Raw genomic sequence first — 21,854 nt, forward strand, 5'->3', positions numbered from 1 at the left:
TCTACCGCTTCGCCGCATCCCGTGTCAACCGCTGCTTCGTTGACTTTCCCGACCGAGTCGCCCGTTCAACTTCTTCCGGGCTTTCCCTTCGTCGGGGGCGCGGCTTCTACTTCGTCGCCGCGTCGTGTGTCAACCGCCTCGTTGACCGCCGTATTCCGAATTTCGCTTGCTGCTGCTCGCCTCCGAAGTGCCTTCCGCGCCAGTGCGCGGGCTTCGGTGCGAGGGGCGCGGCTTCTACCACCACCGCGTTTCGAGTCAACCACTTCGGTCAACTCTTTCTTCCGTGCTGCTGAGCCGCCTGGCCGCTGCTGCTGGCCACCCGGTCCGTCGGAAGGGGCGCGGCTTCTACCACCGCCGCGTTTTGAGTCAACCACTTCGGTCGACTCTTTCTTCCACCCTCTTCTGGTGCTCGCTCGCGCTGGCTGCTCGCGCTCGGGGCCCGTTGGAAGGGGCGCGGCTTCTACCACCGCCGTGTTGTGAGTCAACCCTTTCGGTCGACTCTTTCTTCCTCCCCTCTTCCGGCATCAGTGGACCAGGACGGCCCATCAACCGGAGTCGGGAGCGGCACGGCTCGAACTCGAGCCTCCACGTAGTGAGTCAACCGCGGCGATCGACTCCCGCTTCCCCGTTCTTCAGTGCCATGCGAGCAGGGCCGGCGGCCGGTGAGACCGCTGGCTCCTCCCTTGCCGGCCGGGGAGGAGGCCGCGTTCCGGTACCAGCCGACCCGTGAGGCCTGTGGGTTCACGGGTCTTGTATTTCCCGTTTAGTCCCAACAACTTCAAGACCTCCACCTCTCTCCAGGAGGCACTCCTGCTTCAGTTCCCGAAGAGTGTTCGCGGCATCTGCATCGCCACGTGGATTTTCAATACGGGGCTCGCGGGCTGTGGCCCCGCTCCCGAAGCCGGCCAGGAGGACACCGCCGGCAGTCTCGAGCAGGCCCTCACGGAGGGGGCTCCGCTGACAGCTCATGATGCGAGCTGCCTGCGACTGCAGGACCAGAACACCTGGACGAGCTACGCCTCGTACATGACGCCCGTGGGGCCGGCCGTTGGGATGCCAGGCGTGCTCGCGGACCTGAACCGCGTGGGCCCGGTCCTCACCTCCACCAACCACCCGCCGGCCGTGGGCTACAAGGGCGGCTTCCGCTGGAACGACGGAGACATGACCACCACGGACTGGGTGCCCCAGGCGCTCACCGCGGGTGTGTCCGGGAGCACCAACGTCGCCATCGTCTCCTGGCACTACTCGCTCACCAGCCCGGACAAGGGCGTGCGCATCTCCGTGGCGGACATCTCGGACATGTCGGCCAGCGCGGTGAACTACCGCCACGTCCTGCTGGTGCGGCCCACCAGCTCCGGCAACTTCACCACCGTGCCCGTGCACGGCGGAGGTCTGGCCTGGTTCGGCAACTACCTCTACCTGGCGGACACGTCCCAGGGCATGCGCGTGTTCGACCTCACGCAGATCCGCGAGGTGGATACCAGCACCGCCTGCGACACCCGGATTGGCAGCTACGGCTCGGTGTGGTGTGCGTACGGGTACAAGTACGTGCTTCCGCAGGTGAGCGCGTACGTGGTGCCCTCCACCATCACCAGTCCCTGCCGCCCCAAGTTCTCCTTCCTCGGCAAGGACACGCGCGGCACCACGGACGTGGTCCTCTCGGGCGAGTACTGCAACAGCGGTGACGCGCAGTGCCCCTACGACGGCTCCACGCCGGGGCTCGGAGGGCGGCTCTACCGCTGGCCGGTGGACTCCTCGACGTACCGGCTCAAGACGGTGAGCGGCTCGGTCACCCCCGAGCGCGCCTACATCATGAACGAGCCCAACGTGCAGGGCGTGGCTCCCATCATGACCACGACCGCCACCACGTCATACTGGCTGAGCTCCACGCGCTACAGCGGTGCGCTCTTCAAGGTGTCCACGGGCGCATCCCGGACGGCGTACCTGTCGGGAAACGGCCAGTGGGCACGGATGCCCGAGGGCATGCACGCCACCGGCAGCGGCACCAACCTGTGGACGGTCACCGAGGGCTACAACGGCTCCACCAGCCCGGCGCTCGGTGGGCGCGTGGTCTTCTACGTGGACCAGGCCGCCGTCGACTGACCGCGGGCCCGGAACGCGCGCCGGAGCACTCCGAAGAGGAGCCCGGCGCGCGCCTCCCGCCCCCGCGTCAGAACAGGCGATTGATGCCGTTGAGCGCGGCCACGCGATAGGCCTCGGCCATGGTGGGGTAATTGAACGTGGTGTTGATGAAGTAGTCGATGCTGTTGCCCGGGCCGTCCTGGGCCATGATGGCCTGGCCGATGTGGATGATCTCCGAGGCGTTGTCTCCGAAGCAGTGGATGCCGAGGAGCTCGTGCGTCTGCCTGTGGAAGAGCAGCTTCAACATGCCCACGGTGCGGCCGGTGATCTGCGCGCGCGCCAGGCTCTTGAAGAAGGCATGGCCCACCTCGTAGGGCACGCCCGCCATGGTCAGCTCGCGCTCGGTGCGGCCCAGGCTGCTGATCTCCGGGCTGGTGTAGATGCCGGTGGGGATGTCCTTGACCAGCTTGTGCTCCAGCCGCCCCTCGACGATGTGCGTGGCGGCGAACCGGCCCTGGTCATACGAGGCGCTCGCCAGTGACGGTGCGCCCACCACGTCGCCCACCGCATAGATGTGGGGCACGGCGGTCTGGTACGCGTCGTTCACCTGGATGCAGCCCCGCGAGTCCACGGCGATACCGAGCGCCTCCAGCCCCATGCCGCTGCTGTTGCCCGTACGCCCGTTGGCCCACAGGAAGACGTCCGCCCTGAGCTGCTTGCCGCTCTTGAGTTGGAGCACCACGCTGTCCTCGCGCGCCTCCACCTTCTCCATCTCCTCCTGGTGGCGGATGAGCACGCCCTGCTCGCGCAGGTGGTAGGAGAGCGCGTCGGAGATCTCGTCGTCCAGGAACGACAGCAGCCGGTCGCGCGTGTTCACCAGGTCCACCTTCACGCCGAGCATCCGGAACATGGAGGCGTACTCGCAGCCGATGACGCCCGCGCCGTAGATGATCATCGTCTGCGGCGCATCGCGCAGCTTCAGGATGGTGTCCGAGTCGAAGATGCGCGGATGGCTGAAGTCCACCCCGGGCGGGTGGTAGGGGTGCGAGCCGGTGGCGATGACGAAGGCCTTGGCCGACAGCAGATCGTGGGAGCCGCGAGGCTCGGCGACCTCCACCGTGTGGGCATCCAGGAAGCGGGCCCGGCCCACCACCAGGTCCACGCGATTGCGCTCGTAGAAGGTGCTGCGCAGCTGCACCTGACGCGTCACCACCGAGGAGGCGGTGCGCAGCATGTCCTTGAGGGTGCTGGTGCGGGCCAGCTCGGCGCGCAGCTCCGGATGGTCTCCCTGCACGTCCACGAGCCGCTGGACGGCATGGCGCAGCGCCTTGGAGGGAATGGTCGCTGTGTGCGTGCAGGCGCCGCCCACATAGGGGCTCTGCTCCACGGTGCACACCCGGCGGCCGGACTTCACCGCCTTCATCGAAGCCCCTTCTCCGCCAGGACCGGAGCCGATCACCACCACGTCGAACTGCCGAACAGTCATGGCCGGAGGTTTTCCCAAGACGGGCCGAATGGAAAGAAACGTCCATCAGGCTCGCTGGTTCCGCTCATGCGCCCAGGTGCGACCCGGCCCAGGCGTCACGTTCACCTCGTGACAGGAGGTGAACAGCCCCCGGATTCCTGGAAATCCGATTCTCCCTCCCCCGGGATGTGTGACATGCTTTCGCGCATGGCGGACAGGCCCAGGCAGAACGAACCCGTCTCCGTGGTGGTTGATCGTCGCCGGTTCCTGACGTGGGTGGTGGCCTCGCCCGCCCTGGTCGTCGCGGCGAGGCTCGGGCTCGACGTTCCCGAGGCCGGCGCCGCGGAGGCGCAGGAAGAGACCGCGCTCAACCTCTACATCGCCATCCAGCCCGATGGGCGCGTCGTCACCACCCTGCCCCGGACCGAGATGGGCCAGGGCATCACCACGGGTGTGGCCATGCTCACCGCCGAGGAGCTCGACACCCGGCTCGAATCGGTGGACGTGCGCACCGCCGACGCGGACCCGCGCTGGGTCATCCAGCTCACGGGGATGTCCTCGACGATGCGCTACCTCGCCGGCCCCATTCGCGCCGCGGCCGCCACGGCCCGGGCACGGCTGGTCACCGCGGCCGCGAACCGGTGGCACGTCCTGGCCCACACCCTCACCACGGCCCATGGCGAGGTGATTGCCCCAGACGGCCGCAGGGCTGGTTATGGCGAGCTGGCCGGGGACGCGGCGCGAGTGCTGCTGCTCCTCGTCTCCCCCGCGCCCAAGGACCCGAGCACGTACACGGTGGTCGGCCAGCCCACGGGCCGCATCGATGCGCGGGACATCGTCACCGGGGCGGCGCGGTACACGCTCGACCTGGACGTCCCCGAGGCCGTCCCCCTGGTCGTGGCCCGGCCGCCCACCCTGCGGGGGACGGTGCGGGACTTCGATGCCTCGGCGGCGCTGGCCATGCCGGGAGTCCTCGGGGTGACCCGCCTGCCCACGGGCATCGCCGTCGCGGCCCACACCTACGCCCACGCCCTCGCGGCCCGGGATGCCTTGCGAATCTCCTGGGCACCCGGGCCCGCCAGCCATCTCTCCGACGCCGACATCCGGAACCGGCTGCGAGATGCCATCGGCGCGAGGCCCCTGCCCCCGCTCTTCACGGCGCGCACGCTGGAAGGGCGCTTCGACTTCCCCTACCTGGCTCATGCGCCCATGGAGACGCAGAGCTGCGTGGCCCGCGTGACGGAAGACCGCGCCGAGCTCTGGCTGGGGGCGCAAGACCCGAAGTTCGCCCAGCGAGAGGTCGCGGAGGCACTGGGCTGGGCCCTCACCCCGCATCGAGTCACCGTGCATACCGCCCGGGCCGGTGGCGGCTTCGGCCGGAGGTTCTTCGCCGAGGCGGCCGTGGAGGCCGCGCTCGCGTCTCGTGCACTGGGGCGGCCGGTGAAGCTGATGTGGACCCGCAACGATGACATGCGGCACGGGCGCTACCGGCCGGCCAGCCATCATCGGATTCTCGCGTATCTGGGCGCGAACGGCTCCATCCTCGGCTGGAACCACCGCGCCGCCATCCCCACCGTGGAGTTCCCCCATGGCTTCGGAGACGCCCTCACCGCGATCCTCGGCACCGTGCTTCCCGAGGTGACCAGCCAGGTCTTCTTCGAGCTGACGCAGCACGTGCCCTACCGGTTCGGATGGGTGTCACAGGAGCTTCGCGAGGTCTCCATCCCCATCCCCACCGCGTCGTTCCGGTCCGTGTTCACCAGCCAGGTGGGCGTGGCCAACGAGGTCTTCGTCGACCAGCTCGCTCGCGAGCTCGGGCGTGATCCCGTCGAGCTGCGGCGCTCCCAGCTCAAGTCGGCCCGGCTCCAGGCCGTCCTGGACAAGGTGGTGCTCGAAGGACAGTGGGGCCGAGCGCTGCCGCCCGGCGTCGCCCAGGGGGTGGCCGTCCTCGAGGAGTGGGACAGCGCCGTCGCCCACCTCGTGGAGGTGGATGTCACGGGAGCGGCACCCCGGGTGCTGCGCGTGGTCATCGCCGCCGATGTCGGCCTGCCCATCAACCCGAAGAGCATCGAAGCCCAGCTCCAGGGCGCCGCGATCGACGCGTTCTCGACGACCCTGAGCGCCGGCATCCACATCGACTCGGGCGCCGTGCGCGAGGGCAGCTTCGCCGACTACCTGTGGCACCGGATGAAGCACGCCCCCGCCGAGATTTCCGTCCATCTCGTCAGGTCGGACGACCGCGTCGGGGGCGTGGGCGAGCTCGGCTACCCCAGCGCGGCCGCGGCCCTGACCAACGCCATCGCGCGGGCGGCCGGCACCATGCCCACCCGCTTTCCGCTGCTCGACCCGGGAGTCTGACCATGCCCGCCTACCAGTTCATCCTCAATGGCCAGACGGTCTCGGTGGAGGCGCCCGCGGACCTGCCGCTCCTCTGGGCGCTGCGCGATATGCTCGGCGTGACGGGCCCGAAGTATGGCTGCGGCGTGGGCGTGTGCGGCGCGTGCACCAGCCATCTGGAGGGCGAGGCCTTCCGCCCCTGCATCCAGCCCGTCAGCGGCGTGGCGGGCACCCGGGTGACCACCATCGAGGGACTGGGCGGCGAGGGACTCCACCCCGTCCAGCAGGCGTGGATCGCCGAGGACGTGGCGCAGTGCGGCTTCTGTCAGCCCGGGCAGATCATGGCCGCCGTCGCGCTCCTCCGGAAGAACCTCGACCCGAGCGACGCGGACATCGACGCCGCCATGAGCGACAACGTCTGCCGGTGTGGCACCTACGTGCGAATCCGCGCCGCCATCAAACGTGCCGCTCGCGCGCTCCGTGAAGGCGGAGCGACTGGCGAAGGCTCGCGCTGAACGTGTGGTGACATTGATGCTGGACGGTACGCCCGCTTGACGGTGGCGGCTTCGGAGCGGGCTCATTACAAGGGCCTGTCTCCGGCGCCGACCCGACAGCATGCGAAAGACCCATCGTCCCCTGACCACCCTGGCCCTCGCCCTGAGCCTCTTCATGGCGGCCCTGGAGGTGACCGTCGTCTCCACGGCCATGCCCACCGTGGTCGGCGAACTGGGCGGAATCGAGCGCTACGCATGGGTCTTCACCGCGTACATGCTGTCCTCCACCATCACCGTGCCCATCTACGGAAAGCTGGCGGACCTGTACGGGCGCAAGCCCATCCTGCTCTTCGGCACGGGGCTGTTCCTCGTCGGGTCCATGGCCAGCGGCCTGTCCACGTCGATGAACATGCTCATCGCCTTCCGAACCCTGCAAGGGCTGGGCGCGGGAGCCATCCAGCCCGTCGCGCTCACCATCATCGGGGACATCTACTCCCTGGAGGAGCGCGCGAAGGTGCAGGGCGCCTTCAGCGCCGTCTGGGGCGTGGCGGGGCTGATTGGCCCGCTGACGGGCGGTCTCATCGTGAAGTACCTCTCCTGGCACTGGGTCTTCTTCATCAATGTCCCGGTGGGCGTGGGCACCGCGCTGTTGCTGATGACCTTCTTCCACGAGCAGGTGCACCGCAAGCCGCAGAAGCTGGACTTCGCGGGCGCTGCGCTGCTCTCCGCCGGCGTGGTGGCCTTGCTCTTCGGCGTGCAGGGCATTGGACAGAACCTGTGGGGGCTGCCCGTAGCGGTGCTCCTGCTCTTCGCGTTCGTGCTGGTGGAGCGCAAGGCGCCGGAGCCCGTCATCCCGATGTCCATCTTCAAGCAGCCCGCCATCGCCATCTCCTCCGTGGCGGGGGCGCTCTTCTCGGCGGCGATGTTCGGCGCCACCACCTATGTGCCGCTGTACGTCCAGGGCGTACTGGGCGGCTCGCCCACGCTGGCGGGAGGAATGATCACCCCCATGATCGTCGCCTGGCCGGTCGCCAGCGTGTTCGCGGGGCGGATGCTGCTCAAGACGAGCTTCCGCCCTCTCATCGTCGGGGGACTCGCGCTGACGGTGGTCGGCACCCTGCCGATGCCGTTGCTGCTCAGGCCCGACGTGCCCTTGATCATCCCACAGCTCGCGATGGGGCTCTTCGGCGTGGGCCTGGGCTTCGCGTCCACCGCCCTGATGATCGCCGTGCAGACCAGCGTGGGCTGGGAGCTGCGCGGGGTGGCCACCGCGAGCAACATGTTCTTCCGTACCATCGGCGGAGCGCTCGGGGTGGGACTGATGGGGGGAGTCCTCGTGTCCCAGCTCCTGAAGGACCCCACCATCCCTGTCTCCGCGGCAAACTCACTGCTTGGCCCGGAGCATGGCCATGGTGTGCCTCCGGAGATGCTGAAGACCCTGAGCGGCGCGCTCAGCACCGGCCTGACCATCAATTTCTGGCTCATCTTCGCCCTCACCGCGGCATCCTTCGTCGCGGGGCTGTTCTTCCCCCGCGTCTCCCGGAGCTCGGGGACGGCGGTCCCCGCGGCCGACGCGGCGGCACCGCACTGAAACAGCGTTTTCAGCCCCCCGGGCAAAGACATGCAATACAAATTTGTCTTGCAATGAATGCCATTGCCGGGATGTGTATTTGCTTGTCATTTTTTGTGTTCTGCCAGGCGCGCGCTGAAGACGCGTTCATGTAGGCACGGTGCTTCAAGCCCCGCGAAAAATGGCTGAAGACGCGTTCATGTAGGCACGGCGATTTCGCTGCGCTCCTTGCCAGTCGGCGGCACGCCCGCGGAGTCCCGCGCCGACGCGTCCAGGGGACCACCAAAAATGGCTGAAGCCGTGTTCAGGTGGGCAGGCGGGCTGGACCGCTCTCGGGAAAGTGGCTGAATACATGTTCAGGCAAACAGGTCCGATCGGCGCGAGAGGACTGCTCATCCATTCATGTAGGCACGGCCGATTCGTCAGCCCCAAGGCGGCATGCCGGGACTCCCGGAGGGGGTTCTCGGCAGCCGGCCGGTGGCGCCATCGAACGCGGCTCTCCCTCCAGGCGCGCCTCCAGCACTTCTGGACTCACACGAGGCGACGCTTGCGCCCCCATCCGCTCATCCCAAGCGTTGGGCGTGGTGCATCAACCAGGGAGATCCCGAGATGGCGAAGAAGATCCACGAGGGCTACGGCGGCACGAGCGAACAACGCCAGCGCCACCTCCAGAACGACAACTTCTCCGAGCGGGCACCGCACACCCCGGCCGAGGCGGACGAGGTCCGCAGCACGCCCGACAAGGATGGGAGCGTGGTGAAGGTCAATCCCCTGGGAGACGAGAACCAGGACGACCTCTGGCACGGGAATCCGTGAACCGTCCGGCTGGCCCCTCAGCGCATGAAGAGGAAGTAGAGCAGCGCGCTCAGGGCCACCGAGACGAGGAGGCTGCCGAAGCAGCCCAGCTTGTTCGAGAAGAAGATGAACATGGACGCGCCGAACCTGCGCATCACCGCGCGCCGGGGAAGCCCCGGCGCGCCCGCGGGTGTCCACGGCCGGACTACGCGCCGCGCTTCAGCCGCTCCACGTAGTCAGCGGGCAGCCCCGCCGCCTGGGCGCCGCGCACCAGCGCTTCCACGAAGCGCGGGCTCACCGGGCCGTCTTGCGAGGCGCGCCGCGGGTTCGTGACGAACGCCGTGGCCTCCACCTCCTGCCCGTCCACCCGCACGCGCACGGGGCGCTCCACGCACATCCCCGTCACGAAGCCTTCCTTGTGCTGGACGATGGGCCAGTCCTGCCCGCGAATCTCGAACAGCCGCCCGTACACCGTCCGGCCCGCCGCGTCCGTCAGCCCCGCCACCCGCCCACCCCACCAGCGCGACGGGAAGTCGTAGACGAGGTCCACGTCCACCGCCTCCGCCAGCCGCCCCTCGGGCAGTTCGAAGAAGCCGTAGCTGTGCTGCTGCTTCCACTCGTCGAACGCGGCCCGGTCCAGGATGGTGGAGTACGCGAAATACAGGCGCGTGGCCGAAGGGTCCGCCCCCTCGCGCGCCTTCATCACCTGGTCATAGTGCGAGTCCATGTCCGCCCTCCTCTACCGCTTTTCCCGGCGCGACGCTCCGCCCTCGTCACGGAACACCGACAGCACCCCGGACACGTCCAGCCGGGACGTCTTGATGAACAGCCGCAGCGCGCGCTCCACATGCTCCGCCAGCGTGGCCATCTTCTCCAGCCGGGCCAGCCGCTCGTGGGGAACCTCGCTCGAGGTCTCCGCCAGCCGCCGCGCCTCCGCCAGGTCCGCGCGGATGCGCGCCACGAAGCCCGCCTCGCGCTCCTCGATGACGTGCGTCACCATCCGCACCAGGTCCGTCTCCGCCGCGTAGCGCCATGCCGTGTCGTTCGGCAGGCGCACCCGCTGGATGACGCCCCAGCGCTCCAAATCCCGGAGCAGCATGGATACGCCACCCTTGGACAGGTCCAGCTCGCGCTCAATCTCTCCCGCGGTCAGGGGCTCGCCGCGCAGGTACAGCAGGGCCCAGACACGGCCCTGGTTGCGCTTGAACCCCCAGAACTCGATGACGTTGCCGACCGCGTCCACTGCGATGGCCTCCCAGGCCGCCAGCCTTCCTTCTTCCGCTGGCGCCTCGGATGCCGGGCTCCCGGGTCCCCCCGTCCACAGGTAGCCCTTCATGCAGCGCGCCCCTGGACCTGCTCGGCGATGCCGGCGGACAGCTTGCGCGCCCAGCCCACCAGCTCCTGTCCGGCCGGCTCCTTCGCGAAGTGGCCCAGCTTGTCCAGCGCGGCCTCGATCTCCACGTTCATCCGCGCCATGGAGGCCTCCACCGCGCCCGTGGCTTCAATCGCCGCGCCAATCTCCTTCGTGCGCTCCGGCGTAATCGTGGAGAACGCCCACGCGTCCTTCAGCTTGCGGCGCAGCGACTCCTCCTTGGCCACCGCCAGGAGGATGGGCATGGACGGCGTGCGCGAGTGCACGTCCGCGTAGCGCGGCTTGCCCACGTCCGTGCCGAGGATGTCCCGGATGTCGTCGGCGATCTGGAAGGCCACGCCCAGGTGCCGGCCGAAGCCGTCGAAGCGCTCCACGGCCTCGGGGTTGTCCGCCAGCGTGGCCGCGGCGCTGCCGCACCAGCCGAAGAGCGAGCCCGTCTTTCCCTCGGCGATGAAGCGCAGCCGGTTGAGCGGCAGGTCCAGGTCGCCACGGGCCTCCACCTCGGCGATGGCGGCGCGGGTCATCTCGGAGACGACGGACAGCGCGCTGCGCGTCAGCCGCGCGTCCAGCATGGACAGCTGGTGCAGGCCGGTGGACAGGATGAGGTCACCGCTCATCACCGCCACGATGTTGCCCCAGCGCGCATTCACCGTGGGCCGGCCGCGGCGGAACATGCCCGCGTCCACCACGTCGTCGTGCAGGAGGCTGGCGGAGTGGATGAGCTCGGACGCCACCGCCACGTCCACCAGCCGCTCCGGCTGCACGCCCACGGCGCCGCCGAACAGCCGCACCAGCATGGGACGGGCCCGCTTGCCTCCGCTGCCCAGGCACAGGTGGCGGGCGGCCTCCATCAGCGTGTCGCCCTTCACGTCCGGACCGGCATTGCCATCCACCAGGGTGCTGCCAAGCCGCTGCTCCACCGCCCCCAGAAAGTCCGTCAGCTCCCGAGCCAGTTCCATGTGCGCCGTCTCCTCGCCCGTTCATATAGTTCAAGACCACGTGAACTGCACCTGATTCCAGCGCCCCCTCCAGCCGGGCGGGCGGGGTGCGACATGTCGGCAAGGCCCGCCTGGGGGGCGGGCGTGCGCGAAGGGTTCACCCGGGGGCGGATTGAGGGCCTCCGGGGCCTGTGCGACAGACGAGAGGCCCCGCCGCTCCCGAAGAAGGAATGCGTTGAGCCCCGCCGCCTTCCGCCGTTACGTCCTGCGCAGCTTCGCGTCACTCGCCTCCGCCGTCCCGCTGTTCCGCCCCGGTAACTCCCTGCCGGGCTTCTCCGCGCCGCTGCTGGGCGCGCCCCCCGCGGACGTGCCGGGGCCCGCCTCCACCCGGGCCACGGGCCGGCTCCGGGCGAGCCTGGGCGCCTCCGTCGTGGAGGGCATGTTCGCGGAGGTATTCACCGCGTGCGCGGGCGCCACGGTGCTCACGGCCTGGGCCATTGCCCTCGAGCTGGGGCCGTTCCTGGTGGGGGTGATGACGGCCCTGCCCTTCTTCGCCCAGTTCGTGCAGTTCCCCGCGGCGTGGCTGACGTCCACCTTCGGGCACCGCCGGGTGGCGCTCACCGCGGTGTGCCTGTCGCGCCTGGTGATGTTCCCCCTGGCCGTGCTGCCATGGCTGGGGCTGTCCTTCCCCGCGCAGCAGCACGTGCTGCTGGTGGTGGCCGGAGCCTCCGCGGTGCTGGGCGTGGTGGGCAACAACGCCTGGGTGGCGTGGATGGGCGAGCTGGTGCCGCGCTCCGTACGAGGCCGCTTCTTCGGCCGGCGCACCGCGCTCACCACGCTGGCGGGCACGCTCGCCTCGCTGAGCGCGGGCCTGCTGATGGACAGGCTGCGCCCGCCCGAGGGCGTGGGGCTGGGCCTGCCCCTGCTCGCGCTGGGCGCCTGCGTCATGGGCGTGGTGACGACGCTGCTGATGGCCACGCAGCATGACCCGGCCCCGCCGGGCACCACCCCGCGTCTGGAGTTGAAGGGCGCGCTGGTGCCGCTGAAGGACCCGGTGGCCCGGCGCGTGCTGGGTTACCAGGTGGCGTGGAATGCCGCGGTGGGCGTGTCCGCGCCATTCTTCGCGCTGCACAGCCTGCAGAACCTCAAGATGACCTTCGTCATCATGGCGCTGCACGCCGCGGCGGTGGCGTGCGTGCGCATCCTCACCGCGCCGCTGTGGGGGAGGATGCTCGACAAGGCGGGGGCGCAGCCGGTGTTGCTGGCGTGCTCCCTGGGCATCAGCGCCATCCCCGTGCTCTGGCTGCTGCCCTCCGCGGGCACCTTGTGGCCGCTGCTGTTCGACGTGCTGCTGGCCGGCTCGCTCTGGAGCGGCCACGGTCTGGCCATCTTCGCGCTGCCGCTCACCGTGGCCCCGCGCAGGGGCCGCCCCTTCTACCTCGCCGCCTTCGCCACCGCGGGGGGGCTGGCGTACTCCGCCGCCGCCGCCGTGGGAGGCGCCATCGCCGCCGCGCTGCCGCAGCAGTTCATGCTGGGCGGCCACGTCTGGGTGAACCTGCACGTGCTCTTCGTGCTGTCCTCCGTGGCCCGGCTGGGCGCGGGCCTGCTGGCGGCGCGCATCCCCGAGCCGGGTGCCCACCCGGTGCGCTCCGTGGGCGAGCTGGCGTCCCGGCTGCTGCCCCGCCCGCGTCCCGCGCCCGCGCTGGCCGAGGCGCGCTCGGGCGACGGCGAGGGCTGAGCCTCATCACACGCGGTAGGCCCGCACCACCTGGGACACGCGCTCGGAGAGCATCTTCAGGGACATCGCCGAGTCACTGGTGGTGGAGATGCGATTCACCGTGTCCTCCATCAGCGAGTTCAGCTCGCTGACGGCGGTGAAGATCTGCTCGATGCCGGTGGCCTGCTGGCTCACCGTCTGGGCAATCTGCCGCGCGGAGTGGGTGGAGTCCTGGACGATGGCGGTGAGCTGCCGCAGCGTGTCCCCGGAGGTGCGCACCTGCTCCAGGCCCGCCTCCATGCGCTGGGTGCCCGCGGCCGTGATCTCCACCGTGCCGGCGATGGCCTCGCTGATGTCCGAGAGGATCTTCCGCACCTGGTTGGTGGCGCGGATGGACTGGTCCGCCAGCGCGCGGATCTCCCGGGCCACCACCGCGAAGCCCTTGCCGTGCTCACCCGAGCGCGCCGCTTCAATCGCCGCGTTGACGGCCAGCAGGTGGGACTGGTCCGCCAGGTCCTTCACCGTCTCGGTGATGCCGCTGATCTGCTGGGTGCGCTCGCCCAGCGCCATGATGCGCTCGGTGATCTGCTCCACCTGGGCGCGCAGGTCCACGAGCCCCTCGATGCTCTGCGCGACGGCCGCCTCGCCGGTGCGCCCCAGCGACTCGGCTCGCTCGGCCACCTGGATGACGGACTGGGCCGAGTCCGACGCCAGCAGCGCCGTCTGGCGGATCTCCTGCGCCGTCACCTGCGTCTCCTGCAGCGCCGCCGCGCTGCGGGACACCATCTGGTTCTGCTGCTCGGCGGACTCGTTGAGGCCCATCACTGAGTCGCTCAGCAGCTCCGTGGACGACTGGAGCTGGTGTAGCAGCTCCTTCAGCTTGGCCACCAGCATCCCGACGGCGCGCGCGAGCTGCCCCAGCTCATCGTTGGAGTCAATCCTCACCGCCTCGCGCAGGTCGCCATGTTCGACGATGCGCTGCACGGCCCGGGTGAGCTGGAGCAGCGGCGCCACGAAGCGGCGGCTCAGCGCCCAGGCCACTCCCGTCAGCACCAGCAGCGCGCCCAGCATCACCAGCCGCAGGTTGGTGAGCACGGACTCCACGCGGCCCAGGGCCTCCGTGCGGTTGAAGCCCACGTGGACGTGGCCCTGCTCACCTTCGATGGGCGCCTTCATGTCCAGCAACTCCGTGTCGCCCGCCTGCAGGACGAGGCCGCCCGTCGACTCGGCCAGCCGCGCCCGGTGCTCTCGCGCCGTCCGGGCGTCCTGGCCCGCCACCGCCACCAGCCCGCCGCGCGCATCCAGCACCGCGACGTAGGCCAGCTTCCCGTCACGGGCCACGGCCTCCAGCGTCTCCTGGACCTCGGCGGGGTCGCCCTTCCGGAGCAGGCCCGCCAGCGCGGAGGCCAGCGCCGAGGGCACGCCCGCGCTCATCTCCCGGCCCTGCGCCTCGAAGGACTCGCGCATCCGGGGCACGGTGTAGCCGAACGAAAGCAGTGTGAAGCACAGCGCCACCAGCAGCGGCGCCAGGGTGATCTTCTGGGTCAGCGAAATTCGCATCCGAGCACAGGGGAGACGTCATCGGAGGTCCGCTCTCCACCCCGCGGGTCTGCCCATTCCGGGCCGTGAACGGGGAAAAGAGGACCCCCTGGAGAATCCAGAGAGGTGGCGCATTGTGAACAGCGCCCTGGGGCCGTGCAACCACACACGCCCCTTCACAGGGGAACCCCCTATTCGCCGCGGGTCCCCGACGCATCCGGCCCGCACTCGCATGGTGATACTGCATTACTACTGCACCGGCCGCTCCACGCCCTGCACGCCCGGCGCGAGCTGCACGCCCTCCGGCCAGGTGGCCCGCGGCGTGAGCGGCCCCGCGGGCCTCAGCCCGAGGTTTCTTCTCCCTGGCGCATGGGCGCCGCGGGGGGGCTTCGCTCCCGCGAGATGTGCATGAGCCGGATGAGGCGGCGCCGCGTGTCCACCGTGTAGTGGATGGTCAGCTCCCCCATGTGGAAGCTGGGCGCGTCCTCCGGACCGGCTATGGGAGGCGGCGTGGCGTGTTCGGATGATTGCGCGGCCAGCGACTCCAGCCGCGCCTGGATGGCACGGTACGTTTCCCTGGGCAGGTGTGAAATCTGCTTCCAGGCGTCGGTTACGACTTCGACCGTGAACGGACGGTGGATGTTCCTTGGAGACCTCATACGCGGCCGGAGCTCAAAGCAGGCCATGTGCCAGAGCGGCTCTGAGGAAAATCAGACGATTGGAGCCCCGCCTTTCTGAAGTCCTGTAGAAAGGAAAGCCACCCTTCCGGGGGGTGGCTGAAAAAAGCTCCGTCTCAGGGGGCGCGGACCTCCCGCCACCACGGCGCGGACGGAGCCTCCGCCTCGGGCTCCACGGGACGTCCCAGCACCGGGGTGAGCAGCGCGACGCCCTGCTGGCGGGCCTCGGAGGCGAGCACCTCGGCGGGCTCGTCCCACGCGTGCGTGGCCAGCGAGAAGGTGCCCCAGTGGATGGGCAGCAGCCTGCGCCCCCGGACGAGCCCGTGGGCCTGGAGCGCCTGGTGGGGCCCCAGGTGGATGTCTCCCCAGGCCGGATGGAACGCGCCCACCTCGAACATGGCCAGGTCGAACGGGCCGAAGCGGCGGCCTACCTCGGCGAACTCCTGCGTCAGCCCGGTGTCGCCGCTGAAGAAGACGCGGTGCTCGGGCCCGAGCAGCGTCCAGGACGTCCACAGGGTCCGGTTGCGATCCGACAGGCCCCGGCCGGAGAAGTGCTGCGCCGGCGTGGCCACCATGCGCAGGCGCCCATCTCCCAGCGTGACTTCCTGCCACCAGTCCAGCTCCACCACGCGCTCGGGCGGTACGCCCCACGACTCCAGGTGGGCGCCCAGGCCGAGCGGCGCGTAGAACTTCCACCCGCGAGGCACCAGCGCGCGGATGGTCTCCATGTCCAGGTGGTCGTAGTGGTCGTGCGACAGGAGCACCGCGTCCACCTCCGGCAGCGCGTCCAGCGGCAGCGGTGGCGGGTGGAAGCGCTTGGGCCCCACCAGCGTGGACGGCGAGGCGCGCTCGCTCCAGATGGGGTCGGTGAGGATGCGGAATCCATCAATCTCCACCAACAGCGTCGAGTGGCCCAGCCACGTCACCCGCAGCCCGTGCTCCGGCGGCTTCGCCAGGGCCGCGGCCACCTCGCGCTCCATGGGCAGCGGGCCGGGAGGCGTGCGCTGCTGCTGGCCGAAGAGCAGGTCCTTCATCGTGTCCCAGTCGGGACGGTTCCGGGCGTTGGGGTTGACGGTGGTGTTGACGAAGACGCCGTCCCGGTGGTGCTCGGAGGACTGCATCCGCCGCAGCCGCTCTCCCGTTGGAGCGGCGCCGAAGGCCTCGAGCCGGCCCGTGGAGGTCCACGCCAGCGAAGAGACTCCCACGGCCAGCAACGCGGCCGTGCCCAGCACGAACCTCCACCGTCCACGTCCTCTCGGGCGCCCTCGGGCCATGACGTCATTGCTCATGACCCGGGCATTTAGCGCCTGGCCCCCGCCGGCGCCCATGAAGAAGTGTGTTGCCGGGCCTCAGTGCCCTTCGGCGCCGCTGGTGGCCTTCAGCCCGACGATGGCGACGAGCAGCAGCGACAGGAAGAAGATGCGCAGGGGCGTGGCGGGCTCGTGGAAGAGCACCATGCCCAGCACGGCCGCGCCCAGCGCGCCGATGCCCACCCACACCGCGTAGGCCGTGCCGATGGGCAGCGTCTTCGCGGCGATGCCCAACAGCACCATGCTGGCGATGATGGCGGCGGCCGTCAGGAGGCTCGGGATGGGCCGGGTGAAGCCCTCCGTGTACTTGAGGCCAATGGCCCAGCAGACCTCGAGCAGCCCGGCGATGATGAGGTAGACCCACGACATGACGCACGACTCCCGTGTACGCGTCGTCTTGTCCTGACCGGGTACGGCGCACCTCGTCCGGGCCCGGTGCACCCCTCATGAGCGGCCGGACGGGCGGGGCTATAACCTTCCGCCCGCCCCTCTTCAACCCGCCCCAGCCAGCACGGAACACACGCACCGGCAGCGCCCCCACGAACGCTCCCCCTGTCGCTTGCGCCTCCCCTCGGGGCACATTCCCGTGCGTCCCGCGCGCTCCTACCCTCCCAGTCAGTGCGGCAGGAGGACGGCCATGGCGGGGAAGAAGAGCAACCACGGCAACAACAAGCCCAACATCCTGGTGATCTTCGGCGACGACATCGGGATGTCCAACCTCAGCGCCTACAGCAGAGGCGTCATGGGCTACCGGACGACGAACATCGATCGGCTCGCGAACGAGGGAATGCTCTTCACCGATTACTACGGGGAGCAGAGCTGCACGGCGGGCCGCGCGGCCTTCATCACCGGGCAGAGCGTGTTCCGGACCGGGCTGAGCAAGGTGGGCATGCCGGGCGCCGAGGTGGGCATGAGGGCCGAGGACCCCACCATCGCGGAGCTGCTGAAGCCGCTCGGTTATGCCACCGCCCAGTTCGGCAAGAACCACCTGGGCGACCGGGACGAGCACCTGCCCACCCAACACGGCTTCGACACCTTCTTCGGCAACCTCTACCACCTGAACGCCGAGGAGGAGCCGGAGAGCTTCGACTACCCGTCGCCGAAGGACTTCCCGCAGTTCAGGGAGCGGTTCGGCCCTCGCGGGGTGCTGCGCTGCCGGGCCAATCCGGAGGGCGGGCAGAGCATCGAGGACACGGGGCCCCTCACCCGCAAGCGCATGGAGACCATCGACGACGAGTTCCTCGAGGCGGCCACGCGGTGGATCCGGGAACGGCACACCGACGGCACTCCATGGTTCATGTGGTTCAACACGACGCACATGCACCTGTACACCCACGCGAAGCCCGGCAGCCGCGGCCAGGCGGGCCGCTGGCAGTCCGCCTACCACGATACGATGGTCGACCATGACAAGGCCGTGGGCCGCCTGCTCGACCTGCTGGACGAGCTCGGCATCGCCGGCAACACACTTGTCGTCTACAGCACGGACAACGGGCCGCACATGAACTCGTGGCCGGATGGCGGCATGACGCCCTTCCGCAGCGAGAAGAACACCAACTGGGAGGGGGCCTACCGGGTGCCGGCCCTCGTCCGGTGGCCGGGGCGCATCCAGGCCGGCTCGGTCTCCAACGAGATCGTGAGCCACCTCGACTGGCTGCCCACGATTCTGGCCGCCGCCGGGGCTCCCGACGTCAAGGACCGGCTGCTGAAGGGCCACAAGGCGGGCGGCAAGACCTTCAAGGTGCACCTGGACGGCTACAACCTCCTGCCGTACCTGACGGGCCAGGAGCCGAAGGGCCCGCGCGAGGAGTTCTTCTACTTCTCCGACGACGGCGACCTGGTCGCCCTGCGCTACGACAACTGGAAGATGGTGTTCCTGGAGCAGCGCGCCACCGGGACGCTCCGGCTGTGGGCCGAGCCGTTCACCGTGTTGCGCGCGCCGAAGATGTTCAACCTGCGCACCGACCCGTACGAGCGCGCGGACATCACCTCGAACACCTACTACGACTGGGTGATCAAGCACGCCTTCCTGCTGGTGCCGACCCAGGCCATCGTCAGGAGATACCTGGAGTCCTTCAAGGACTTCCCGCCCCGGCAGAAGGCCGCGAGCTTCACCGTCGACCAGGTGATGGAGAAGCTCGCCGCCGGCCTCACGATCCGGTAGGGCGGGACGGGCCGCGGACGTGCGCTCCCGTCCAGCCCCCGACGCGCGCCTGCCCCCCGGGGCGCTCGGCGGACCGCGGGCGGATGCGCAGCTTGGCTCCGCTCCATGTACCTCCCCTCCTCCTCGCTCCTCATGCTGGCGGCGGCGCTGATGACCGCCCTGTCCGGGTGCGCCACCACGGCGCCCCGCACGGAGCTCCAGGAGCGCGTGGGCCAGTCGGGGATGTCCGCGGGTGTGCTGCGCGTGCGCGTACGGGACCTGGCCCGCCGGCTTCCGGGGATGCTGGAGATGGGGGCGGACGACATCGCCGAGCACTCCGACTCGGCGATGCTGCGGCTCCGGATGCTGGAGTTCAAGGCCAACGCGGTGCCCACGCTGCAGGCGGTGCTCTTCCAGCCGGACCCGGTGGCCGCCCTCGTCGACGCCTGGGCCTTGCTGGCCCAGCTCCAGGACGCGATCCGGAAACACACGGTGGGTGCTCCTCCCGAGCAGGTGGACAGGGCGCTGCGCGTGCTGACGCAAGCCGAAGCGGAGGTGGAGTCCCTCGCGAAGGAGGTCACCGGCCAGGAGGACCTCTCCCAGGCCCGGGCGCGCGTGCACCATTGGGCCGCCGAGCACCCGCTCACCGGCCCCATCCACGCGCGCGAGTCCACCGCGCCGCTGCTGGCCGAGCTCACGGACCTGTCCCGCCTCCGCCCGCTGGGCGCGGCGGCGGTCCTCCTGGAGGACACGCGCGACCTCGTCGCGAGGGTGGACCTCTACGCCTCCAGCCTGCCCCGGCAGGCCCGGTGGCAGGCGGAGCTGGCGGCGGCGGAGATGGCATCCGCGGTGGTGGACGCCCCTGCCCTGCGCGAGGCGATGGGCGAGCTGAACCGGACGGTGGACATCCTCGACCGCTTCGGAGGACTGGCGGACAACACCCCCACGCTGGTGGCCCGCGAACGCACGGCCGTACTGGACGCGCTGCACCAGGAACGGCTGGCGGTGCAGGACTTCATCACCGGTGAGCGGCAGGCCGTGCTCGTGGGCGTGGGACAGGAAAGAGCGGCCGTGCTGAATGGCCTTCACGCCGAGCGCATCGCGACCCTCCAGCAACTGGACGGCCTGGCGGTGGCATGGACGGACCACGCCTTCGACCGCGCCACAAGGCTGGTCGACCGCGTCTTCCTGTGGCTGCTCGGGTTGATCGGGCTGGCGCTGGTGGGCGCGCTCGTCATCGCGGCGATGCTCGCGCGGGCCTGGCGCCGCCGCGCGTGAAGGAGCACGGCCCCAGACCGGCCCTGCCTCGCCCGGCCGCTCCGCCCACCACGGCCTGTGCTGTCGGCGACGGATGACGGCGCCTTGAGGCGATGGCCGGGAAGGGGGGCGCCTGCCCACCGTCTTCGCCGATGATACCCAAGACACTTGTATGGGGACTGGGCCTGAGCCTCGTCCTGGGCGCCGCTCGCGCGGAGAGCGCTCCTTCCACGGATGCCGAACGCGGAGGCGCCGCGGCCGCCGTGAGGTGCGAGCTCTGCGAGACGGCCGACACGCGCAAGCTGGGTGGGCACACCTTCCTGTTCCCCATCCTCCAGCAGACGGCGTTCGTCACCACGCACGTGGGCATCCGCGAGGGCGTGGCGCGCTACGACATCCCGGACCTGCCCATTGGCGCGCAGGGCACACGGGACATCCTGCTCACCGGCGTCCAGCAGACCGCCGACCTGGGCCTGCGCATCACCCCCTGGCTGGGGCTGACCGGCTTCATTCGGGGCACCATCGTCACCGGCGCCAACACCCCTTCCCTCCTGGCGGATGGAGCCTCCGTGGACCTGGTGGGCCAGGCGGGCGCGGTGGTGCGGCTGTGGCGCAACGAGTCCAGCGGCACGCAGATCGCAGTGCGGGCCCTTTACGGCTACCGCAACGGCAAGGACATCACCGTCCTCGACCTCGTCAACGGCATCCTGGGCGACCCGCTGCTGACGCTGGAGGACGTGGTGAACGGCAACGTGGGCAGGCTCCTCGTGGCGCCCACCTCGGAGCAGTCCGTTACCGGCGGCGTCTACGGTGCGCAGGCCTTGGGGCCCGTCTTCTCGCTGCAAGGCGCGGCGACCACCGAGTACGCCTGGCGCACGCGTGAGCCCTTCATCTCGGCGGAGGGGCGGCGCGTCTCCCAGGAGACGAACGCCTTCCTCGTCAACCTCTCGCTGGCCCTCGCGGTGGACTTCGACTCGCTCGGAGTCCCCGTCGCGGTGATGGGCGAGTACCTCTTCACCACCGGTGAGGAGGAGGACTTCGGCCTGCCGGACCGGACGCTGAGCTCCAGCACGTTGGCGCTGGGCGTCTACTACTCGGGACGCGCCAACCTCCAGGTTGGCGTGGGCGCGGTCACCACGCTCAATGGCTCCCCCCAGCGCGGGCTGGGGGCGGAGGGCCAGACGTTGGAGTCGGGCGACCCGACGCTCAGCTACGGCCAGCTCATCCTCCGCTACATCTGGTGAGCGGACGGCGGGGCCCTCAGGTGGGCACGCTGCCCGGGGGCACCCGGCCGGCGCGCTCCGTCCGGCTCCGCCGCTTCATCCACAGCTTGTAGGGCATCAGCGCCAGGACCCGGACCAGGATGAGGGCGCATACCACCGCCACCACGTCGAGCGCCCGGAGGCGCGGATAGCTCTGGCTGATGATGGTGATGGCCAGCACCGGGTGGGCCATGCCGGCCGCCAGCGCCATGGCCTTGCGGTCCTCCTCACGCGGCGCGCCGGCCCAGTGCCCCAGGAGGGAGCCGGCGGCGACCAGCACGCCCAGCGCCAGCACGGTGACCCACCCCAGGTCCAGCAACCGGGGCCCGGCGATGAAGAGGATGACGACCACCGCCACCAGCAGGAGCACGGTGAACAGGCGGTTGACCCACACGCCGAGCACCTCCGCGGCCCGCGGGAAGAAGTGGTGGACGGCCATTCCCACCGCCAGCGGCGGCAGGAGCTTCACGAGCAGGGTCCGGAACACCAGGCCGGGGCCCGCCTGGAGCTCGAAGCCCAGGGGCCGCTCCAGCGCCCACACCCAGAGGGGCACCGTGACGATGGCGCACACGGCCAGCAGCAGGAGCAGGTTGAGGGACGTGGTCACGCTCGCGCCCAGGGACTTCGCCTGGTTCACCTGCAACGGCGCGCCGGGACAGATGGCCGTGAGGAGGATGGCGCCGGCGGCCACCCTGGGCAGGGGGAACAGGTGAACCACCGCGAACCCCAGCAGCGGCACCGCCACCAGGACCACGGCCAACGCCCGTCCGTAGAGCGCCGGACGCTGGAGCACCTGCCGCAGCGCTCCAGGACGCCGTGCCAGCCCCGCGGAGAACATGAAGAGGGTGACGACGTTGGACAGCGCGAAGAGAACGATGGATTTCAACATGCAACGCTCC

General features: G+C 70.0%; 18 protein-coding genes and 1 riboswitch. Of the genes, 9 read left to right on the plus strand and 9 right to left on the minus strand.

What is annotated here, in order from left to right:
- The first annotated feature begins 750 nt into the window (after positions 1–750).
- Positions 751–2,103: a hypothetical protein gene (locus K8638_RS41385; protein ID WP_223760291.1), complete on the plus strand. Its 1,353-nt coding sequence runs from the start codon at positions 751–753 to the stop codon at positions 2,101–2,103.
- Between the two features lie 67 nt (positions 2,104–2,170).
- Here the strand turns inward: K8638_RS41385 and sthA are convergent, their stop codons facing one another.
- Positions 2,171–3,568 (minus strand): Si-specific NAD(P)(+) transhydrogenase, encoded by a 1,398-nt coding sequence (sthA, locus tag K8638_RS41390; protein ID WP_223760292.1) that lies wholly within the window; start codon positions 3,566–3,568, stop codon positions 2,171–2,173.
- A gap of 174 nt (positions 3,569–3,742) precedes the next feature.
- On the opposite strand from sthA, the gene K8638_RS41395 reads away from it, so the two are divergent.
- The 4 genes from K8638_RS41395 to K8638_RS41410 all read left to right on the plus strand — a co-directional run bounded on the left by K8638_RS41395 (position 3,743) and on the right by K8638_RS41410 (position 8,764).
- Entirely contained in the window at positions 3,743–5,905 is a 2,163-nt protein-coding gene (locus tag K8638_RS41395) for a molybdopterin cofactor-binding domain-containing protein (protein WP_223760293.1), read from the plus strand.
- Between the two features lie 2 nt (positions 5,906–5,907).
- Positions 5,908–6,399, plus strand: coding sequence for a (2Fe-2S)-binding protein (locus K8638_RS41400; protein WP_223760294.1), 492 nt, complete (start codon positions 5,908–5,910; stop codon positions 6,397–6,399).
- 100 nt (positions 6,400–6,499) lie between these two features.
- A complete protein-coding gene (locus K8638_RS41405) occupies positions 6,500–7,969 on the plus strand; it encodes an MDR family MFS transporter (protein ID WP_223760295.1) in 1,470 nt (489 codons plus the stop codon).
- A gap of 588 nt (positions 7,970–8,557) precedes the next feature.
- The gene (locus K8638_RS41410; RefSeq protein ID WP_223760296.1) at positions 8,558–8,764 is read left to right on the plus strand and encodes a hypothetical protein; all 207 of its coding nucleotides are present in this window, start codon (positions 8,558–8,560) and stop codon (positions 8,762–8,764) included.
- Between the two features lie 184 nt (positions 8,765–8,948).
- Here K8638_RS41410 and K8638_RS41415 read toward each other — a convergent pair whose 3' ends face one another.
- The 3 genes from K8638_RS41415 to K8638_RS41425 are packed head-to-tail and all read right to left on the minus strand — an operon-like array spanning position 8,949 to position 11,074.
- A complete protein-coding gene (locus K8638_RS41415; protein ID WP_223760297.1) occupies positions 8,949–9,470 on the minus strand; it encodes a gamma-glutamylcyclotransferase in 522 nt (173 codons plus the stop codon).
- Positions 9,471–9,482: 12 nt separating this feature from the next.
- The gene (locus K8638_RS41420; RefSeq protein ID WP_223760298.1) at positions 9,483–10,079 is read right to left on the minus strand and encodes a GbsR/MarR family transcriptional regulator; all 597 of its coding nucleotides are present in this window, start codon (positions 10,077–10,079) and stop codon (positions 9,483–9,485) included.
- Entirely contained in the window at positions 10,076–11,074 is a 999-nt protein-coding gene (locus tag K8638_RS41425; protein ID WP_223760299.1) for a polyprenyl synthetase family protein, read from the minus strand. Before K8638_RS41425 ends, K8638_RS41420 begins: the two co-directional genes overlap by 4 nt.
- 214 nt (positions 11,075–11,288) lie before the next feature.
- Here K8638_RS41425 and K8638_RS41430 point away from each other — a divergent pair, with 214 nt between their 5' ends.
- Positions 11,289–12,791, plus strand: coding sequence for an MFS transporter (locus K8638_RS41430; protein WP_223760300.1), 1,503 nt, complete (start codon positions 11,289–11,291; stop codon positions 12,789–12,791).
- Between the two features lie 6 nt (positions 12,792–12,797).
- On the opposite strand, the gene K8638_RS41435 is transcribed toward K8638_RS41430, so the two are convergent.
- From K8638_RS41435 to sugE, 4 genes are all read right to left on the minus strand, one after another.
- The gene (locus K8638_RS41435; protein ID WP_223760301.1) at positions 12,798–14,330 is read right to left on the minus strand and encodes a methyl-accepting chemotaxis protein; all 1,533 of its coding nucleotides are present in this window, start codon (positions 14,328–14,330) and stop codon (positions 12,798–12,800) included.
- 320 nt (positions 14,331–14,650) lie between these two features.
- On the minus strand, positions 14,651–14,968 hold the full coding sequence (locus tag K8638_RS41440; protein WP_223760302.1) for a type II toxin-antitoxin system RelE/ParE family toxin: 318 nt from the start codon (positions 14,966–14,968) through the stop codon (positions 14,651–14,653).
- A 134-nt stretch (positions 14,969–15,102) separates the two neighbouring features.
- The gene (locus tag K8638_RS41445) at positions 15,103–16,275 is read right to left on the minus strand and encodes an MBL fold metallo-hydrolase (protein WP_223760303.1); all 1,173 of its coding nucleotides are present in this window, start codon (positions 16,273–16,275) and stop codon (positions 15,103–15,105) included.
- A gap of 60 nt (positions 16,276–16,335) precedes the next feature.
- Complete coding sequence (sugE, locus tag K8638_RS41450; protein WP_223760304.1) at positions 16,336–16,665, minus strand: quaternary ammonium compound efflux SMR transporter SugE; 330 nt, start codon at positions 16,663–16,665, stop codon at positions 16,336–16,338.
- Between the two features lie 17 nt (positions 16,666–16,682).
- Positions 16,683–16,743, minus strand: a riboswitch (guanidine-III (ykkC-III) riboswitch).
- Positions 16,744–16,933: 190 nt separating this feature from the next.
- On the opposite strand from sugE, the gene K8638_RS41455 reads away from it, so the two are divergent.
- The 3 genes from K8638_RS41455 to K8638_RS41465 all read left to right on the plus strand — a co-directional run bounded on the left by K8638_RS41455 (position 16,934) and on the right by K8638_RS41465 (position 20,937).
- Positions 16,934–18,457 carry an arylsulfatase gene (locus K8638_RS41455; protein ID WP_223760305.1) on the plus strand — a complete coding sequence of 508 codons (1,524 nt, stop codon included), beginning with the start codon at positions 16,934–16,936 and terminating at the stop codon, positions 18,455–18,457.
- Positions 18,458–18,562: 105 nt separating this feature from the next.
- Positions 18,563–19,714: a chemotaxis protein gene (locus K8638_RS41460; protein WP_223760306.1), complete on the plus strand. Its 1,152-nt coding sequence runs from the start codon at positions 18,563–18,565 to the stop codon at positions 19,712–19,714.
- 242 nt (positions 19,715–19,956) lie between these two features.
- Complete coding sequence (locus tag K8638_RS41465) at positions 19,957–20,937, plus strand: hypothetical protein (protein WP_223760307.1); 981 nt, start codon at positions 19,957–19,959, stop codon at positions 20,935–20,937.
- Between the two features lie 16 nt (positions 20,938–20,953).
- On the opposite strand, the gene K8638_RS41470 is transcribed toward K8638_RS41465, so the two are convergent.
- Positions 20,954–21,844 carry a bile acid:sodium symporter family protein gene (locus K8638_RS41470; protein WP_223760308.1) on the minus strand — a complete coding sequence of 297 codons (891 nt, stop codon included), beginning with the start codon at positions 21,842–21,844 and terminating at the stop codon, positions 20,954–20,956.
- Positions 21,845–21,854: the final 10 nt, after the last annotated feature.

Source organism: Myxococcus sp. RHSTA-1-4, from assembly GCF_020037125.1.
In the GTDB taxonomy this organism is placed as follows: domain Bacteria; phylum Myxococcota; class Myxococcia; order Myxococcales; family Myxococcaceae; genus Myxococcus.

Coding starts and splice junctions, on each gene's coding strand:
- sthA (WP_223760292.1), bottom strand. CDS start 3,568: ATGACTGTTCGGCAGTTCGACGTGGTGGTGATCGGCTCCGGTCCTGGC.
- K8638_RS41395 (WP_223760293.1), top strand. CDS start 3,743: ATGCTTTCGCGCATGGCGGACAGGCCCAGGCAGAACGAACCCGTCTCC.
- K8638_RS41400 (WP_223760294.1), top strand. CDS start 5,908: ATGCCCGCCTACCAGTTCATCCTCAATGGCCAGACGGTCTCGGTGGAG.
- K8638_RS41405 (WP_223760295.1), top strand. CDS start 6,500: ATGCGAAAGACCCATCGTCCCCTGACCACCCTGGCCCTCGCCCTGAGC.
- K8638_RS41410 (WP_223760296.1), top strand. CDS start 8,558: ATGGCGAAGAAGATCCACGAGGGCTACGGCGGCACGAGCGAACAACGC.
- K8638_RS41415 (WP_223760297.1), bottom strand. CDS start 9,470: ATGGACTCGCACTATGACCAGGTGATGAAGGCGCGCGAGGGGGCGGAC.
- K8638_RS41420 (WP_223760298.1), bottom strand. CDS start 10,079: ATGAAGGGCTACCTGTGGACGGGGGGACCCGGGAGCCCGGCATCCGAG.
- K8638_RS41425 (WP_223760299.1), bottom strand. CDS start 11,074: ATGGAACTGGCTCGGGAGCTGACGGACTTTCTGGGGGCGGTGGAGCAG.
- K8638_RS41435 (WP_223760301.1), bottom strand. CDS start 14,330: ATGCGAATTTCGCTGACCCAGAAGATCACCCTGGCGCCGCTGCTGGTG.
- K8638_RS41440 (WP_223760302.1), bottom strand. CDS start 14,968: ATGAGGTCTCCAAGGAACATCCACCGTCCGTTCACGGTCGAAGTCGTA.
- K8638_RS41445 (WP_223760303.1), bottom strand. CDS start 16,275: ATGAGCAATGACGTCATGGCCCGAGGGCGCCCGAGAGGACGTGGACGG.
- sugE (WP_223760304.1), bottom strand. CDS start 16,665: ATGTCGTGGGTCTACCTCATCATCGCCGGGCTGCTCGAGGTCTGCTGG.
- K8638_RS41455 (WP_223760305.1), top strand. CDS start 16,934: ATGGCGGGGAAGAAGAGCAACCACGGCAACAACAAGCCCAACATCCTG.
- K8638_RS41460 (WP_223760306.1), top strand. CDS start 18,563: ATGTACCTCCCCTCCTCCTCGCTCCTCATGCTGGCGGCGGCGCTGATG.
- K8638_RS41470 (WP_223760308.1), bottom strand. CDS start 21,844: ATGTTGAAATCCATCGTTCTCTTCGCGCTGTCCAACGTCGTCACCCTC.